17 protein-coding genes are annotated in these 16,581 nt (G+C 43.6%); 5 read left to right on the forward strand and 12 right to left on the reverse strand.

Translation table 11 applies throughout. The annotated features are described in order from the left end of the window. Positions 1–300: 300 nt before the first annotated feature. From msrQ to pssA, 3 genes are all read right to left on the reverse strand, one after another. On the reverse strand, positions 301–897 hold the full coding sequence (gene msrQ / locus Q9312_RS05475) for a protein-methionine-sulfoxide reductase heme-binding subunit MsrQ (RefSeq protein WP_309203577.1): 597 nt from the start codon (positions 895–897) through the stop codon (positions 301–303). A gap of 2 nt (positions 898–899) precedes the next feature. Continuing rightward, positions 900–1,847 (reverse strand): protein-methionine-sulfoxide reductase catalytic subunit MsrP, encoded by a 948-nt coding sequence (gene msrP, locus Q9312_RS05480; protein WP_309203578.1) that lies wholly within the window; start codon positions 1,845–1,847, stop codon positions 900–902. A gap of 203 nt (positions 1,848–2,050) precedes the next feature. Beyond that, positions 2,051–2,875, reverse strand: coding sequence for a CDP-diacylglycerol--serine O-phosphatidyltransferase (gene pssA, locus Q9312_RS05485; protein WP_309203580.1), 825 nt, complete (start codon positions 2,873–2,875; stop codon positions 2,051–2,053). Positions 2,876–3,066: 191 nt separating this feature from the next. Here pssA and Q9312_RS05490 point away from each other — a divergent pair, with 191 nt between their 5' ends. Beyond that, positions 3,067–3,345, forward strand: coding sequence for a DUF3579 domain-containing protein (locus Q9312_RS05490; protein WP_309203581.1), 279 nt, complete (start codon positions 3,067–3,069; stop codon positions 3,343–3,345). A gap of 88 nt (positions 3,346–3,433) precedes the next feature. Beyond that, entirely contained in the window at positions 3,434–3,880 is a 447-nt protein-coding gene (locus tag Q9312_RS05495; RefSeq protein WP_309203582.1) for a DUF4124 domain-containing protein, read from the forward strand. Between the two features lie 50 nt (positions 3,881–3,930). On the opposite strand, the gene clpB is transcribed toward Q9312_RS05495, so the two are convergent. The 4 genes from clpB to rluD all read right to left on the reverse strand — a co-directional run bounded on the left by clpB (position 3,931) and on the right by rluD (position 8,965). Then, positions 3,931–6,501 (reverse strand): ATP-dependent chaperone ClpB, encoded by a 2,571-nt coding sequence (clpB, locus tag Q9312_RS05500; RefSeq protein WP_309203583.1) that lies wholly within the window; start codon positions 6,499–6,501, stop codon positions 3,931–3,933. 92 nt (positions 6,502–6,593) lie between these two features. Next, the gene (locus Q9312_RS05505) at positions 6,594–7,280 is read right to left on the reverse strand and encodes a lysophospholipid acyltransferase family protein (RefSeq protein ID WP_309203584.1); all 687 of its coding nucleotides are present in this window, start codon (positions 7,278–7,280) and stop codon (positions 6,594–6,596) included. Between the two features lie 3 nt (positions 7,281–7,283). Further along, entirely contained in the window at positions 7,284–8,000 is a 717-nt protein-coding gene (gene pgeF, locus Q9312_RS05510; RefSeq protein WP_309203585.1) for a peptidoglycan editing factor PgeF, read from the reverse strand. Positions 8,001–8,002: 2 nt separating this feature from the next. Beyond that, a complete protein-coding gene (gene rluD / locus Q9312_RS05515; RefSeq protein WP_309203586.1) occupies positions 8,003–8,965 on the reverse strand; it encodes a 23S rRNA pseudouridine(1911/1915/1917) synthase RluD in 963 nt (320 codons plus the stop codon). 280 nt (positions 8,966–9,245) lie between these two features. Between rluD and Q9312_RS05520 the strand changes: the two genes are divergently transcribed. Continuing rightward, positions 9,246–10,034, forward strand: coding sequence for an outer membrane protein assembly factor BamD (locus Q9312_RS05520; protein WP_309203587.1), 789 nt, complete (start codon positions 9,246–9,248; stop codon positions 10,032–10,034). A 100-nt stretch (positions 10,035–10,134) separates the two neighbouring features. On the opposite strand, the gene Q9312_RS05525 is transcribed toward Q9312_RS05520, so the two are convergent. Next, a complete protein-coding gene (locus Q9312_RS05525) occupies positions 10,135–10,473 on the reverse strand; it encodes a P-II family nitrogen regulator (protein WP_309203588.1) in 339 nt (112 codons plus the stop codon). Between the two features lie 71 nt (positions 10,474–10,544). After that, a complete protein-coding gene (nadE, locus tag Q9312_RS05530) occupies positions 10,545–11,390 on the reverse strand; it encodes an NAD(+) synthase (RefSeq protein ID WP_353961553.1) in 846 nt (281 codons plus the stop codon). Positions 11,391–11,663: 273 nt separating this feature from the next. Here nadE and Q9312_RS05535 point away from each other — a divergent pair, with 273 nt between their 5' ends. After that, positions 11,664–13,250, forward strand: a complete 1,587-nt coding sequence (locus Q9312_RS05535) for a two-component system sensor histidine kinase NtrB (protein WP_309203589.1) — start codon at positions 11,664–11,666, stop codon at positions 13,248–13,250. Position 13,251: 1 nt separating this feature from the next. After that, on the forward strand, positions 13,252–14,607 hold the full coding sequence (locus Q9312_RS05540; protein ID WP_309203590.1) for a sigma-54-dependent transcriptional regulator: 1,356 nt from the start codon (positions 13,252–13,254) through the stop codon (positions 14,605–14,607). 576 nt (positions 14,608–15,183) lie between these two features. Here the strand turns inward: Q9312_RS05540 and Q9312_RS05545 are convergent. The 3 genes from Q9312_RS05545 to Q9312_RS05555 form a co-directional block, all read right to left on the reverse strand. Further along, a complete protein-coding gene (locus tag Q9312_RS05545) occupies positions 15,184–15,762 on the reverse strand; it encodes a hypothetical protein (RefSeq protein WP_309203591.1) in 579 nt (192 codons plus the stop codon). A gap of 38 nt (positions 15,763–15,800) precedes the next feature. After that, positions 15,801–16,130 carry a hypothetical protein gene (locus Q9312_RS05550; protein ID WP_309203592.1) on the reverse strand — a complete coding sequence of 110 codons (330 nt, stop codon included), beginning with the start codon at positions 16,128–16,130 and terminating at the stop codon, positions 15,801–15,803. A 77-nt stretch (positions 16,131–16,207) separates the two neighbouring features. Beyond that, on the reverse strand, positions 16,208–16,513 hold the full coding sequence (locus tag Q9312_RS05555; RefSeq protein WP_309203593.1) for an energy transducer TonB: 306 nt from the start codon (positions 16,511–16,513) through the stop codon (positions 16,208–16,210). Positions 16,514–16,581 lie beyond the last annotated feature (68 nt).

Below are 16,581 nucleotides of genomic sequence, written 5' to 3' on the forward strand. Positions count from 1 at the left end.
AGTGCCCACACAGATTACTTCATCTAAGTTTTTAAAGAACATGTTGACCGGAACTTGCCGCTTCAACTTAACGTTGCTTTCTCAACGTTGGGGCGCGAATTATACGCCACCAGAACATCCTGTCAACACTTATTTTTAAGTTTGTTTCACTTCCTGTGAAACCGCTTGAAAACTGCCTTAAACTCTTTTGTTTAAAGGCCTTGTTGCCTCAAGCGAGACGCGCATTATAAGGATAAATTTAAGCTTGGCAAGCATTAAAATAAAAAAAATTAAACTTTTTTTACATCGCCTATTTTATGCTTAATTCTTGGCCAATTCAGGGCGATTTTGCTTAATTTTCCACCAAACCCGAGGCATTAATAGAGCAGCAAGTAGGAAACCATATAAAAGTGGCTCATTGAGATCGGCTTTGACCTGCCAGAAATAATGTACCCAACCTAATATTGCAATGCCGTAAACCAATTGATGAAGTCTTTTCCAGTGACGTTTCAGTTTTCGTTGCGCCCAAAGGTTTGATGTTGCAATTAAAGGGAGGGTCATTACAAAGGCAACTATTCCCAGAGTCAGGTAGGGCCTTTTTATCAGTTCAGAGCCGATCATCTCCCATTGCCATCCCAAGAACAGCCATATATAAGTGATCACATGTAAGAAGAGGTAAAACGCAAAGTAAAGCCCAAGCATACGACGGTAGTTAATTAGCTTGTGCCATCGAAACCATCTCCTTAACGGCGTGATGGATAATGACCCCAGCAGAAAATAAAAACTCCACATGCCTAAACCATGCAATAGTGTCTCTTGCGGATCAGCTCCAAGGGTCTGCCGGAATGCGCTTACTATATAATAGGCTAAAGGAAGCCACGCACAGAAATGGGCGATAACTTTAATGACTCGACTCATCTTTAATACCAGCGAGACAGATCCAATCCGCGATATAACTCAGCCACATGCTCGCCGTAACCATTGAACATTTCAGTTTCAATGCGTTTGGTACCAAAAAACGACTCATCAATAATACGACGCTCTTGCGCTTGGCTCCAACGGGGATGATTAACTTTAGGGTTAACGTTGGCGTAGAAGCCATACTCGGACGGAGCTGACTGTTGCCAAGTATTTACAGGCATCTTTTCTACTAGCTTTATCTTTACAATTGATTTGATGCTTTTGAACCCATACTTCCAAGGCACAACAAGACGCAATGGTGCTCCATTTTGATTAGGTAATGATTTATCAAACACGCCCGTTGCCAGAATCGTAAGGGGATGCATGGCCTCATCGATTCGTAATCCTTCGACATACGGCCAATCAAGACTAAAAAATCCCAGTGCTCCTCGCCTTTGCCCAGGCATTCTTTCTGGATCATAGAGCGTTTCAAACTGTACAAACTTCGCTTTAGATGTTGGTCTAGCGAGTGACAAAAGCTCTCTGAGCTCAAAGCCTCTCCATGGAATAACCATCGACCATGCTTCGACGCAACGTAAACGATAGATTCTCTCTCGTTGTTGAGTCTTCTTTAATACATCTTCGAACCCCAAAGTAATGGGTTTCTCAACCTCACCTTCAATCGCCACCTGCCAAGGTAACGGTTGAAAATCTTTAGCGAGCTTTGCAGGCCCCTCTTTACTCAAAGAAAACTCATAGAAGTTGTTATAGTGAGTCACCGAATATTCAGAAGTGAGTTTTTCTACAGTGGAGAATGGATCAGTCTCAGCCCTAACTAATGAAGGAGCAACCGCACTGAGTGCTAACCCTTTAAGAAATTGTCGACGATTTTGGTACAGACCTTCAGAAATAACGTCATTCTCAGGATGGTCATAGTTTGGTCGCGATTTTGAGTTCTTAATAAGCATGTGTCATCCAGCGGTTGTGAGCAGGGAGCCATTCATCTTACAGTTTAGACGCACATTCCCTGTGACTGTTACACACTTATACGAAAAAGACTGACCGCTAGAGTTTTTATAACGCCTGACTAGTTGACCATGCAGGCAAGTCTAATCGACTCACCTGCATTTCTATAGGCGCCATTGACTGAAAGCGTCAGGACTGAAAATAATCAGGAGGGCTTGGTCTCTTCTTCTTCAACACCATTGGAAGATTCTGCAACGCTCTCTTCAACATCAACTGATTTCACTCGTTTTTGTCGACGAAGCATCAAATTTCGTTTTTGCCACAACGTCATAATTGGCCCACTTAATGCGTATCCACCAAATACCGTGAACAAAACGACCGGGGGTTGATAAGCGATCAGTACAAAGACCAATACAATCACCAAAACGGCAATGAAGGGGACTTTTCCGCGCCAGTTAACTTCTTTGAAACTGTAATATCGCAAGTTACTTACCATTGCCAAGCCAAGTAAGATGGTCACTATTGAAATCCAAAACCCGTAGACTTTACCATCCACCGATAGGTCAACGCCTAGCCAAACCATTCCGGCAAGAATTGCCGCAGCCGATGGAATTGCCAACCCTTGAAAATACTTTTTGTCAGCAATTCCAATTTGTGTGTTGAACCTAGCTAAGCGAAGAGCGCCACCGGCAACAAAAACAAACGCAGCTAACCAGCCGAGTTTGCCCTGATCGGCTAGAGCCCAATTATAAGTGACCAACGCGGGAGCTATTCCAAAAGAAACAATATCGGCCATCGAATCATACTCAGCACCAAAATCCGACTGGGTGCCGGTCATTCTGGCTACGCGTCCATCGAGTCCATCCATGATCATGGCAATAAAAATAGCAATGGCTGCTGGCTCAAACTGCCCTTTCATAGAGGCAACCACCGCATAAAACCCAGCAAACAGTCCTGCAGTGGTCAGTAAGTTTGGTAATAAGTAGATGCCTCGTCCGGGCGTCTTTTTGGGTACTTCATTTTGTGTCATAAAACCGTCTCAATTAGTAGCGCTTTAAACGCTCTCTGCTAATATTGCTAATAGTAAATTGAATCAACCACTTAGTGTACCGCGTATTTGCTCAATGATAAATGCGTCTGCGTGCAAAGCGATGTTGACAGAGACTTAGATTCTGTCAAGATACGCTCGCAAACAACCGCCAAAACGAAAAGACTTGAATCATGCAACTGGCAGACAACGAAAAACTGGTCATTATCGGATTGAATCAGGCAGGGCAAAAATTTCGGCCGTCCGACTGGGCAGAACGGCTGTGCGGCAGTTTATGCACTTTTCGAAACCGTCGAATGTACTACTCTCCCCTACTTAGGCCTGCGGTTATCGATGGTGTAAAGTGTGTCATCGTTGACGCCAAATTAGCCTCCGAGCAATCGGAGATGTTCCAGTATGTACTGGGCTTTGTGCAAGAAAATGCCCTAAAAACTGAGATCCAGGCCAAATAATTACAACTTTTCGTTCCGTAGCTCTTAACTTTTAGCCTCTGAAAGCGCTATATTAATAATATCACTTTGAATTTAAAGGTTTTTGGTAATGATTAAAACATGGTTGCTCACCAGCATTGCTGTATTCGGACTCAGCGTTTTTGCCGCATCGGGTGTTCTCTATAAATGGAAAGATGCTGACGGCAACATTAAATACGGTGACCGACCACCCAAAGGAGTTCCTTACGAGCGTATCAAAGTACGCGACTCAAAAGGCAATGCACCGACGCCAATCACAGAAAAAATGGAAGCGAAAGAACAGGACAACAGTAATGTTCGAGAGCAACTTGATAAAGCACAGCAGCAAATGAACCAAGCGTGCAAAATTGCCAAAGCCAATATGAAGACGTTAGAAACCGCAACGCGCATTAAAATCACCGGAGAAGACGGAGAAGCTCGCCAAATGACCGAGGAAGAGCGAGAAAAGAAGAAAGCTGAGATGCAAGAGAAGATTAAGCAGTTTTGTGAAGAGTCAAATGACGCTAAGAAAAAGTAGCGCGCTAGAGACCGAATTAAAAAGCGAGCCGAGGCTCGCTTTTTTTATGTTTAGTGAAATACGATTTCATCGCCCTCACGTTGAACTTGAATAACATCTCCGGCATGGTATTTACCTTCAAGTATATTATTCGCTAACGGATTTTCTAACCACTGTTGAATCGCTCGCTTCAAAGGTCGAGCACCATACACAGGATCAAAACCACGCTCAGCAATCAGCGTTAAAGCATCTTCATCCACTTCAAGCTGCAAATTGTGCTCCGCTAAGCGAGCCGTTAAGTTTTTCATTTGAATCTTCGCAATGGCTTTCACTGCCGACTCAGGAAGCGAGTGGAAAACAACCGTTTCATCGACTCGGTTAATAAACTCTGGTCGGAAAAACTGACCAATCACTTCCATAATTTTTGTCTTAATGGCGGCATAATCTCCGGTGCCGGAAGCCTCCATAATGACGTCTGAACCTAGGTTAGAGGTCATCACCACCACTGTATTTCTAAAATCTACCGTACGACCTTGCCCATCGGTTAGTCGGCCATCTTCCAACACTTGCAACAGCACGTTGAAAACGTCTGGGTGTGCTTTTTCAACTTCATCGAGCAAAATAACCGAATAGGGTTTGCGTCGAACTGCCTCGGTTAAATAGCCTCCCTGATCATAGCCGACGTATCCTGGAGGAGCGCCGATCAAGCGCGATACTGAATGTTTTTCCATAAACTCAGACATATCGACACGAACCATGGCGTCTTCGCTATCAAACAGAAACTCGGCGAGCGACTTACACAGTTCTGTCTTACCAACCCCCGTTGGTCCAAGAAAGAGAAATGAACCATTTGGTCGGTTTGGATCCGCTAAGCCAGCTCGAGATCGACGAATAGCATTGGCCACCGCAGTGACCGCTTCTTCTTGACCAACGACTCGTTGGTGCAATCCTTCTTCGATCTTGAGCAATTTTTCTCGCTCGCCTTCCAGCATTTTTGACACCGGAATGCCAGTCCACTTCGAAACCACTTCAGCAATTTCGTTGTCCGAGACCTTGTTACGCAGCAACGTCATGTCTTGCATTTCGACTTGAGTGGCCATATCAAGCTGCTTTTCAAGCTCAGGAATTTTACCGTATTGAAGCTCACTCATTCGACCAAGATCACTGGCCCGGCTCGCCGCCTCAAGCTCCAACCGAGCTCGCTCTAATTCTGTTTTGATGTGAGTCGTTCCTTGCAGCGCAGCTTTTTCAGCTGTCCAGATTTCATTGAGCTCTGAAAAATCTCTCTCAAGTTCATCGATTTGCTCTTCTAAGTCCGCCAAGCGCTTGATGGAACTGTCATCTTTTTCTTTCTTGAGAGCTTCGCGTTGAATCTTCAATTGAATCATGCGTCGCTCTAATTTATCCATCTCTTCTGGCTTTGAGTCTATCTCCATACGAATTCGGCTTGCCGCTTCATCAATCAAGTCAATGGCTTTGTCTGGTAACTGTCGATCAGAAATATAACGATGCGACAAGGTCGCGGCACTGACGATCGCTGGATCGGTAATTTCTACTCCATGATGAACTTCGTAACGCTCTTTCAACCCGCGAAGAATCGCAATCGTGTCTTCAACACTGGGCTCGTCAACTTGTACTTTTTGGAAGCGACGCTCTAAGGCAGCATCTTTCTCAATGTATTTTCGATACTCATCGAGCGTCGTAGCGCCCACGCAGTGCAACTCGCCTCTTGCGAGGGCAGGCTTGAGCATATTTCCAGCATCCATTGCACCATCGGCCTTTCCGGCACCAACCATGGTGTGCAACTCATCAATAAATAGAATGATGCGCCCTTCTTGCTTCGCTAAATCATTAAGAACCGCTTTTAAGCGCTCTTCAAATTCACCGCGAAATTTTGCTCCGGCAATTAACGCTCCCATGTCCATCGACAATACGCGTTTATTTTTTAAGCCTTCTGGCACTTCACCATTCACAATACGTTGTGCCAGCCCCTCAACAATGGCCGTTTTTCCGACACCTGGTTCTCCAATTAAGACTGGATTATTCTTCGAGCGTCGTTGTAATACTTGAATGGTTCTTCGTATTTCATCATCACGACCAATCACCGGATCGAGCTTACCTTGCTCAGCGCGCTCGGTTAGGTCGACGGTGTATTTCTCTAACGCTTGGCGTTGCTCTTCGGCATTTGGGTCATCAATCGCTTGTCCGCCACGAACATCATTAATCGCCTGTTCAATGACCTCATGTTGCGCTCCGAGATCTTTTAAAATTTTACCCAGAGCACCTTTATCGGTCAGTGCCGCCAAAACGAATAGCTCAGATGAAATATATTGATCTTTACGTTGTTGAGATAACTTGTCACATTGATTCAGCAAACGCGCTAAATCGTTAGAGATATGAATATCTCCCTCGTGCCCAGACACCTGCGGTAGCTGATCGAGCGCTTCGAGCAATTGCGATCGTAGCTGGTGCACATTGATCGACGCTTTGGTTAACAATGGCCGAACCGTGCCACCTTCTTGGTTTAACAGTGCCACCATCAAATGCAGCGGCTCAATGAACTGGTGGTCACGGCCAACTGCCAACGACTGAGCATCGGCAATGGCCAGTTGAAATTTACTGGTGAGTTTGTCCATTCGCATTGGATTGACCCCGTATAAAATTTAATCTCCTATTAAAATTGGGGCTATTCAAGTAAATTCAATAGATGAATTTGCGATATGACGGGATTAATTTATTCAGAGACTACTTTTCGTCCGAGCAGTAAAGCGCCTATTTCAAGATCGATATCCGACGTTTCAAATTGAGGTGCATCAAATGGTGGAAACGAGGTTAAACGCGCTCGACCGCGCAGCACGACGCCGGTAAAAACACTTCCTTGACCGCGAACGCCTTCGATTCTCGATGGGTATACGGTACACGACAATTTATGAACCAATTTACGCAACCCAGGTTTGATGTGAACTCTTTCTTCTGAGTCTAAATGAATTTTACCATGAGGGAATAACGCAACGACATCACCTTGATTAACACAGCGAATCACCTCTCGAAACGCTTTATCGACCCGGCCTGAGCGGTCTACCGGAATACACTTCGCTAACTTAAATAACCAAGTTAACCCAAAACGTTCGTACTCTTCCTTGGCAATTAAAAACCGTAATGGTCGATGCGATGAAGCGATCAGTAAAAAGGGATCAAGACCTGAAATATGATTCGCAATGACAATGGCCCCCCCATTTTCCGGTAAGTTTATATTGTCCCCATCTAGGCGATGATAACCGCGACAAAAGATTCGAATCCAACCATCGATGGCATTGGTTAGCCAAAATCCCCAGTTAGCTTTATTAGCCATTAATCCGACAGCAACAAATATTCCGAAACTGGCGACAACTGCGATCACCACATACCACTCAACGGCCACGACTTACTCCATCCAAATTAAACTGGCCATTCGACCAGTAGTGCCATCACGCCGATAAGAGAAAAACTCGTTTTCTCGATAGGTGCAATGATTGCTTTTAAACACGTTAACAGTCGCTTGACGTAACTTATCCTCTGCAATACCAACCAGATCTCCCCAGTAGCCTTCGCTGTGTCGAATAAAGAAACGCTCATAGCTTGAATCGATTGAGGTAAAGTAATCAACGACGTCTTGCTGTACTTCAAAACATGGTTGGCTTATCGCAGGTCCTATCCAAGCGGCTGTTGGGGAGGTTGGTTGAACGGTGTCAAGAAACTGTTCGATAATTCCATCGGCCAGTCCGCGCCAACCGGCATGAACAGCGCCCACCCATTGTCGTTTGGAGTCGACCAGTAGAATGGGCAGGCAATCAGCTGTCATCACGGCACAAACACGCTTTGTGTTGCGTGTAAAACAAGCATCCGAAGGAACGCTAATCGCTGTTTGGTTATCGAGACAAACGACCTGAGTTGAGTGCGTTTGATTTAACCACAGCGGTTCTTCAGGCAACTGATATTTACCAACCAAAAGCCGACGGTTTTTTGTCACGCAGTGAGCATCGTCACCCACATGCATGGCAAGGTTGAAACTATCATAAGGCGTTTCACTAGCGCCCCCTAATCGAGTCGTTGTGAACGCATGAACACCTTCGAATGACCAGTTAGCTCGAACCACATGCATACTTACACTCGTCCATTCTCTTGTTCTATGACCGATAACAGATGTTGATAATCTGCGGGCGCTTCAACTTCCCAATGTAGGAATTCTCCGCTGACCGGATGCTCAAGACCGAGCTTTCGCGCGTGCAACGCCTGACGACGAAATCCACGAATGGCTTCTTTCAACTCATCAGAGGAACCGCTGGGTATAAAATTGTGTTTACCATACAAGGCATCGCCTACCAACGGGTATTTCAGGTAGGCCATATGAACGCGAATCTGATGGGTCCGACCGGTCTCTAAATTGACCTTTAAATGGGTGAAGTTATTAAATTTATCTCTTAGACGGTAGTGTGTAATCGCTTCTTTTCCGTTAGGAACCACCGCCATTTGCAAACGGCTCGTCGGATGACGTCCGATTGGTGCTTCTATGGTTCCGCCAGAGACCATTTGCCCATGGCAAATGCATTGATATTCACGCTCGAAGGCTCTTTGCTGCAACTGTTCAACAAGCTTAGTGTGAGCCTCTAAGGTTCGAGCCACCACCAGCAACCCACTGGTGTCTTTATCAAGGCGATGCACGATTCCTGCGCGCGGTAAATGCCTTAGGTTTTCATCGAAAAACAACAGAGCATTAACAAGCGTACCGTCTCGATTGCCTGCGGCCGGGTGCACCACAAGACCGGCAGGTTTATTGATGACCAACAGGTGTGAATCTTGGTATTGAATATCTAAAGGGATGTCTTGCGCTTCCCATTCACCGGCCACCTCAATTTCTGCATCAATACGAATTTGTTCGCCGCCAACCACTTTTTGGCGCCCCTTGGTCATAACTTGACCATCGACGGACACCAAGCCTTTTTTAATCCAGTCTTGTAACTTTGAACGAGAGACATCCTCACAGTGCTCCGCAATAGCTTGATCAAGCCGCTGCCCGATCGCCGTTGAAGCAAGCTGAAACTCTTGGAAATAGTGCTGTTTTGACATATTTTCTGCCTTCGAAGGAACCTTTCGAGCCTTCGCCTCTCTTAACTAGATGCCTTGTGGCAAACAATTACCAACTAAAATCACGGTAACCAGTGGCTAACGTACCCGTCAAGCAACAAATGGCTGCTCGTTACGTTAATAAGCATTGCATCAAATGCATATGCGATTATCGATTTTTAGTGACTCAATTAACACCAACACCGGGTTCGATCCTAAGAGCTATGGTAGAAAGTCATTGGACTTAACCCTAGGCTCCGGTAGAATGAGGCCTATTGGAAACATGAATTCTAACGAACAATTAACGAGTATGAAAAACTTTTACCTGATTATTTTAATAACTGGCAGCTTACTGATTACTTCTTGTGCCAGCACGTCACCAGATGATGTAAAGGTTCCGCTTGCGGATGACTACTTCACATTATATGAAAAGTCACAAACCGCTCTGCGATCGGGTAACTATCAAACCGCGATTAAACAGCTAGAACAACTCGACAGTCTCTACCCTTTCGGACCTAATTCTCACCAAGCGCAGTTATCTCTGATTTATGCGTACTTCAAAGTTCGAGACACGGCCAGTGCGACCGCGGCAGCAGACAGATTTATCCGCCAAAACCCTAATCATCCAGATGTTGATTACGCCTACTATATGAAAGGTCGCATTAACTTTTCTGCTGAGATAGGTTTTTTCAAAGAATTGCTGTCAGCAGACTTATCTGAGCGCGATGCAACGACCGCGAGAACGGCATTCAATGATTTTGCCGAGCTGGTTAGAAAGTTCCCTAAGAGTAAATACGCTGAAGAAGCCCGTCAGCGCATGATATTTTTACGTAACCGACTTGCACGTTATGAACTGCATGTTGCTAAGTACTACATGGAAAGACAATCTTATATAGCTGCTGCCAACCGTGCTCGCTACGTTGTTGAACATTATCCGAAAACAGACGCTATTCCTGACGCATTGATTGTTATGGTTACTGCTTACGACATTTTACAATTACCTGAGTTATCAAATAAGGCGCGGAATATACTCAAGTTAAACTACCCTGAAAAAGCGAAACAAGTACTTTAGTGATCAGGTAAGTACATAAGCGTTAAGCACAAAAAAGCCCCGATTTCGGGGCTTTTTATTATCATTGTTTACGCTGCCAATCTTTCGGCGGCCTTGCAAATCACAGTGCTTCGTCGTCAACTTCACCCGTTCGAATACGAATCGCTTTTTCTACTTCACTAATAAAAATTTTGCCGTCACCAATTTTGCCAGTCTTAGCAACTTCGAGAATACTTTCGACACATCCATCGACTTGATCATCAGAAACCACCACCTCTACCTTAACTTTAGGAAGAAAGTCGACCATATACTCGGCTCCTCGATAAAGCTCAGTATGCCCTTTTTGACGACCAAACCCTTTAACCTCGGTGACCGTCATTCCGTTCACACCAAGTTCTCCAAGCGCTTCTCTTACATCGTCAAGTTTAAATGGCTTAATTATCGCCTCAATCTTTTTCATGATGTCATTCCAATGGTTAAACTGAGCCAACAGGCGGCTCTTAATTATTAAAAACGCAATTCAAAGTAAACTTACTCTTGAAACATGTCATAAATTGTCGGAATTGGTTGACGTTTATGTTGTGTATTCAGGAAAACCTCAATTAACCGATCATGCGCTTCTTGCTCAATCACCTTGCCTTCTAAAAAGTCATCAATCTGGTCATACGTTAGCCCTAGTGCGTGCTCATCGTGTTTACCAGGATCAAGACATTCAAGATCGGCCGTTGGTGGCTTAACAATTAAGACTTCAGGAGCGCCTAGTTGAGCGGCAACTTGACGAACTTGACGTTTATTTAGCCCGAATAATGGAATTAAGTCACAGGCACCATCGCCCCACTTAGTGAAAAAGCCGGTCAAATTTTCAGCGGAATGATCGGTTCCTAACACCATGCCACCTAAAATGCCTGCAATCTCGTACTGCGCAACCATTCGAGCTCGCGCTTTAACATTCCCTTTTGCATAATCAATTTTTGACTCATCTTTGGGATGCATATGATTATTATCCAAAGCATTAACGACTTGCTCATTTAATGCATCTACACTCGGTTTAATGTTGACCACCAAGGTTTTCGTAGGCTCAATGAACTCAACCGCCATCATTGCTTCATGCTCGTCTTGTTGAGTACCATAGGGTAATCGTACCGCAATAAACTGAAAATTTGCCTTGGGGAAATCGTTATTTAATTCATTAACTGCTCGCTGTGCCAGTTTGCCGAGCGTTGCAGAGTCTATTCCACCGCTAATCCCCAACACTAAGGTCTTACAGCCTGCATTCACTAATTGTTGTTTGATAAACTGAGTTCGCCGTTCAATTTCATACTTAACGTCGATTTTTGGTAATACTTTTAACTCTTCAACAATCTGCTTTTGATTCATGGCTCTCACTCTTTGATGGCCGTTAAACGATAAGCTCAAAAATACACTCTAGAACGTAAAAAACGTCTTCAACAACTACGACCGACTGGTCTTTATTGCTTAGGATCTGCTCAAGCATCGTTCTATCAATATTTGCTGTATTATACTCATTTTAAAGCAGTTTCATAGCGGCTAGCAAAGTTGTCACTGCACCAAAAAGGTACTTTCAATTAGTGAGAATTCAAAGTATCTTGTTTTCATTAACATGAGTGAGCAACCAGTCAATCGACGATAATGAGCAATCAACTAAAAACCGAACATTTAAACACGTCTAAGCGCGCTCTGCAGATTTATACGCTGTATCGAGTCATCGTTGCGATTTCGTTGATTCTTTTGTTCCAATTTCGCGCGACGAGTATCATTACAGAACAGTCCTTACCCGGGCTGTTCCACTGGTCATCGATTGCGTATTTACTGTCTGGCTTTTTATTCTACTTTTTGAATCAAACGCTCAACGACCGCTTTCGAATTTTAGTTGAGCTACAAGTCTTCGTAGATATTATTTTATTAACCCTCTTAATGCATGCAAGCGGTGGTCTAACGACCGGTCTTGGCATTTTAATGGCCGTTTCAGTCACTACCGCTTGTCTACTCGTTGAAAGAACCAGCTCTATAGTTTTTGCCGCTATTGCAACAGCCGCCGTACTCGGAGAGGCGATTTATCTTAACTTGGCCGGCATCTCTAACTTTGACTCAGTCACTCAGGCAGGCCTACTCGGCGCTACATTCTTTGCAACTTCTTTATTCGCTCTGCTCACGGCGCGAAGACTTCGACAAAGCGAATTAGAAGCTGAAACCACCAGCATCGACCTCGCCAATATGGAAGCCATGAACGAAAAAATTATTCAGTTCATGAAAACGGGCGTGATCGTGATTAACCAGCAATTGCGTATTCAATTTATTAACACCGCTGCTTGGCAGTTACTTGATATGCCAGAGCACGTTCAAGGACAATATTTAAAACTGGTTAGTCCTGAGCTCGACAGAATCGTTAAACATTGGAAGCAATCAGGGCATGCTTTTTCGAGTTTCCGACACTCCCCTACCGGCAGTAAAATAGCCATCAAACTAACCGACATTGACGGCGACAAAAATCAAGTGATTATTTTTGCAGAAGACACGACGCCGATGCGTCAGCAAGCGCAAAATTTAAAGTTAGCATCGTTGGGACGTCTAACCGCAAGTATTGCACACGAGATTAGAAATCCCCTTGGTGCCATGAGCCATGCAGCACAACTACTTATTGAGTCTCCCGAATTAACGACGCCCGATCGAAAGTTAGTGGATATGATTCAAAGCAACTCCATCAGAATCAACGCCATTATTGAAAATATCATGCAACTATCGCAGAGAAAAATCTCTGACGCTCAAACATTTAAGCTCAAACCATTTATCGATAGCCTAGTTCAGGAGTTAAACCGTAACTCAAAAGAAACGCTAGAAATTTTTACGGATGTGAATCCTACTGACTTAGAAGTTAACTTTGATGTATCTCAGCTTAGACAAGTTGTCACCAATTTATCTGAAAACGGACTGAGATATTCGAAAGAACATACTGGAAAAGCGCAATTGAGCTTGGTTGCTGGAGTTAATTTTAAAAGCCAACGAGTTTTCTTAGATGTCATTGACCGCGGTGAAGGAATTACCAATGAAGTCGCACAAAACATTTTCGAGCCTTTCTTCACAACCAGCAGTAAAGGCACTGGATTAGGGCTATACGTTTCGAAAGAGTTATGCGAAGCGAATCAATCACAACTAGACTATATTCCAGTACCTTCTGGAGGAAGTTGCTTTCGAATAACCTTTGCAAGAGTTGAGTAAAATGAATAACAACAAAGTCTTAATTATTGACGATGAACCCGATTTATTAAAACTTCTCAGCATCACTCTCAACCGGATGGGTATCGAGTGTGATACAGCACATAATGTTGCCTCAGCAAAAACAAAAATCGACCAAAATGATTATCGCCTCTGCCTAACTGATATGCGGCTTCCCGATGGCAATGGCTTAACACTGGTGGATTACTTTATTGAACGACAGCCAGACTCTCCGATTGCCGTTATTACAGCTCACGGAAATATGGAAACTGCAATTGAAGCCATGAAGCGTGGCGCGTTCGACTTTATTTCGAAACCGGTCGACTTGGCAAATCTTAGGGCGGTCATTAACAGTGCTTTAAATGTCTCAACGGTTCAAAGCCATTCCGACTCGAAGGCTAACCCAGGTTTATCACGATTAATTGGACAAACTCCCGAAGTTGAATCTCTCAAACAAATTATCCTTAAAGTTGCCAAGAGCCAAGCGCCTGTTTATATCAAAGGCGAGTCTGGTACCGGTAAAGAGTTAGTCGCGAATTTAATTCATGAAAATAGCCCAAGAAAGAGTCAACCATTCATTGCGATAAACTGTGGAGCCATACCCAATGAATTAATGGAAAGCGAGTTCTTTGGTCACAAGAAAGGAAGCTTCACAGGTGCTTCCAGTGACAAAGAAGGCTTATTCAAAGCGGCCGATGGTGGTACTTTGTTCTTAGATGAAATCGCTGACTTGCCTATGCCAATGCAGGTTAAATTATTGCGCGCGATTCAAGAAAGAAGCGTTCGACCAGTCGGCTCTGAAGTAGAGATACCCGTCGATGTTCGTTTGCTGTCGGCCTCTCACAAAAATCTAGCAAAGCTAGTTTCTGAGAACTTATTTCGCCAAGACTTGTTTTATCGAATCAATGTTATCGAGGTGCAGGTTCCAGCATTAAGAGATCGCTCTAAAGATATTCCTGAGTTGGTGTCACATTTCATTAAGCAGCTTTCAAATAGAAATGATATAGAGCCACCGAAAATAGATCCTAAAGTACTAGAGACTTTAGAAAGCTACAGCTTCCCGGGAAATATCAGAGAACTAGAAAACATCATTGAGCGAGCGATTACCTTATCGAGCGGTGAAATGATCACCGTTGACGATATCTTTCTACACTCAGCGGCAAAAGCGCAAAGTCACGATACAGTGCAAAGCCAAAGAAAAAGTCAATCATTAGATGAGTATTTAGAAACCATAGAACGCCAAGAACTACTGAGTGCTCTTGAACAAACAAAGGGGAACAAAACCGCTGCCGCAGAGTTGTTGGGAATAAGCTTCAGAGCGATGCGTTATAAGTGCAAGAAACACCTTATCGATGATTGAGCAAATCTTTTTAAATTGACTCGAATACGATACAAAGAACGCTCGCCTAATAGACGCGAGCTGTAGCGCTAACCCTCTTATTCTTTCCAAAACAATAAGTAATTGAACCTTACGCATTCGCTGCTCCCTCGCTTAACACCTAGGCTAGGGGCCGGCGCTCTACTTCGTCCAACGCCTTAAGCTTTTTTTGGTGACACTACTCGTACTCCGATGTTTTATAACCCAAGTCCTGAATTTCCTCTCCAGAACTATTCTCAAATTTCGAGAAATGAATTTTTCCACATTTGGGACAATTACTATTAGGCTCATCAAGTGCGCCGTAAATCGCATATTCCAAGTTGCTCGGATCCGGAAAGGTTGTTCCTACCTCATCACAAATAAGAACGATATATCCACAACTGGGGCACGATGCAAAGCATAGAGCTCCTTGCTCACTGCAGCACTCGCATCTTGGTGTAATCAAGCTAAACGATGCTGATTTTATTCCCACAGTTCACCTCACGCTTTTGCCACAGGCTGACTCTGCGAAGCAGTGATAGTCCAACGCAATTTATTATGCGGTTGTGCGCTAACTTGTTAGATTGCTTCAGATACATTGCTAGGTTTCATTTCTTGGATTTTACTAAGAGCCCACTCGACTTTTTCTGGTGAAGTTGGATGATCCTTGGGGTTACCGTCCCATTTTGGAAATATTGCAAACTTTTTATTGTTGATATTGGCAATAAAATAGTTAACCAAAGCGCTCTGGTTGACAATCTCATAGTCGAAGTTATCAAATTTGCATCGATACTCTCCATTTAAACTACCCAAAACTAGATCGTCGCCTTCTCTGTAGAGCCCGCCAATATTTTCCGCCACAAAGCGAAACTTACCGGCTGTTTCAGGGCTTTCTATATCGCAATATATGACAGGAGAGTCAACTTTTTTGCTGCCAGAGAAAGTTATTAGCTTATGCCCCAAAGTGATATTCAGGTCACCAAACTTCCAGAACATAATGATGCCAATAACGCCTACTAAAATAGCTACTTTCCAATTGAAGAATGCTAATACTAATGCAATCGGAATAAGAATCATGCCTATCATTTGAAGCAGTGCAATCAACATCATTTGTGTTCTGAAATCTTTTTTATAGTATTGGTTGTGCTCTATGCTCATTTATTTCTCCTTGCTTTATTATTTCGCCTAACGTTTCGCTAAGAAGCGCTGTTGTTATCGACGTCCATTTTTGGCGCCTTGTTATATATTTCTTTAGCGATGTTAGTAATCTCCACAACATCGCCTTCTTTAAAATGCACTGAGTCTAATTCATTTTCTAGTGTAAAACTCCGGCAGTTGAACATTTGTTTGTCATCTTTATCAGTCTTTCTCGGAATGCCTATTTCTTTAACTGCTATTCCGTTTAGCAGGTCGCCAGGTTTAAATTCAAACGTTTCACCTTCTGGATGTTCGGCAATCACAACGCTTCGCAGTCCTGTTTGTAATACGCAACGAACCTTAAATTTTATAGAAGACGCTCCAGTCAAAACAAATTCCCTCTCATGAATAATCCCTAATTCAAAAACTCAGGCTGCTGTTTAGCCTTATTTTTTGCAATTTATTGTTATGGCTGTTCTTCATCTGCAGCATTGAATTCCATAGTGTATTTGAGATCACGTTGCACTACCGCTACCCCATCTACATACTTTGGTTTGAACTTCCATTTTAAAAGTGCAGCAATCGCAATTTTATCAAACACACCTTTCGGGTGAGACTCTATTATTTTTGGATTTACAGGTGCTCCTGTTTCATCTACATCCATTATGAATTTAACATAGCCATTATCATGAGCATTGCTCGTTTCAATACTTCTTTCCGTTGAAGCGCAAGATGTTAAACATAGCAATACAATTAGTAAAAGATATTTCATTTTTATAGCCCATAGCACTTGATTGAGCGGCAGAGAACGTACGTGCGAGTGAGCTACCGCGACACCAA

The sequence above is a fragment of the Pleionea litopenaei genome, assembly GCF_031198435.1.
Lineage (GTDB): Bacteria > Pseudomonadota > Gammaproteobacteria > Enterobacterales > Kangiellaceae > Pleionea > Pleionea litopenaei.

What these genes read in the sequence shown, in the direction of transcription:
- msrQ (WP_309203577.1), bottom strand. Translation starts at nt 897, where the DNA reads ATGAGTCGAGTCATTAAAGTTATCGCCCATTTCTGTGCGTGGCTTCCT.
- msrP (WP_309203578.1), bottom strand. Translation starts at nt 1,847, where the DNA reads ATGCTTATTAAGAACTCAAAATCGCGACCAAACTATGACCATCCTGAG.
- pssA (WP_309203580.1), bottom strand. Translation starts at nt 2,875, where the DNA reads ATGACACAAAATGAAGTACCCAAAAAGACGCCCGGACGAGGCATCTAC.
- Q9312_RS05490 (WP_309203581.1), top strand. Translation starts at nt 3,067, where the DNA reads ATGCAACTGGCAGACAACGAAAAACTGGTCATTATCGGATTGAATCAG.
- Q9312_RS05495 (WP_309203582.1), top strand. Translation starts at nt 3,434, where the DNA reads ATGATTAAAACATGGTTGCTCACCAGCATTGCTGTATTCGGACTCAGC.
- clpB (WP_309203583.1), bottom strand. Translation starts at nt 6,501, where the DNA reads ATGCGAATGGACAAACTCACCAGTAAATTTCAACTGGCCATTGCCGAT.
- pgeF (WP_309203585.1), bottom strand. Translation starts at nt 8,000, where the DNA reads ATGCATGTGGTTCGAGCTAACTGGTCATTCGAAGGTGTTCATGCGTTC.
- rluD (WP_309203586.1), bottom strand. Translation starts at nt 8,965, where the DNA reads ATGTCAAAACAGCACTATTTCCAAGAGTTTCAGCTTGCTTCAACGGCG.
- Q9312_RS05520 (WP_309203587.1), top strand. Translation starts at nt 9,246, where the DNA reads ATGAATTCTAACGAACAATTAACGAGTATGAAAAACTTTTACCTGATT.
- Q9312_RS05525 (WP_309203588.1), bottom strand. Translation starts at nt 10,473, where the DNA reads ATGAAAAAGATTGAGGCGATAATTAAGCCATTTAAACTTGACGATGTA.
- nadE (WP_353961553.1), bottom strand. Translation starts at nt 11,390, where the DNA reads ATGAATCAAAAGCAGATTGTTGAAGAGTTAAAAGTATTACCAAAAATC.
- Q9312_RS05535 (WP_309203589.1), top strand. Translation starts at nt 11,664, where the DNA reads ATGAGCAATCAACTAAAAACCGAACATTTAAACACGTCTAAGCGCGCT.
- Q9312_RS05540 (WP_309203590.1), top strand. Translation starts at nt 13,252, where the DNA reads ATGAATAACAACAAAGTCTTAATTATTGACGATGAACCCGATTTATTA.
- Q9312_RS05545 (WP_309203591.1), bottom strand. Translation starts at nt 15,762, where the DNA reads ATGAGCATAGAGCACAACCAATACTATAAAAAAGATTTCAGAACACAA.
- Q9312_RS05555 (WP_309203593.1), bottom strand. Translation starts at nt 16,513, where the DNA reads ATGAAATATCTTTTACTAATTGTATTGCTATGTTTAACATCTTGCGCT.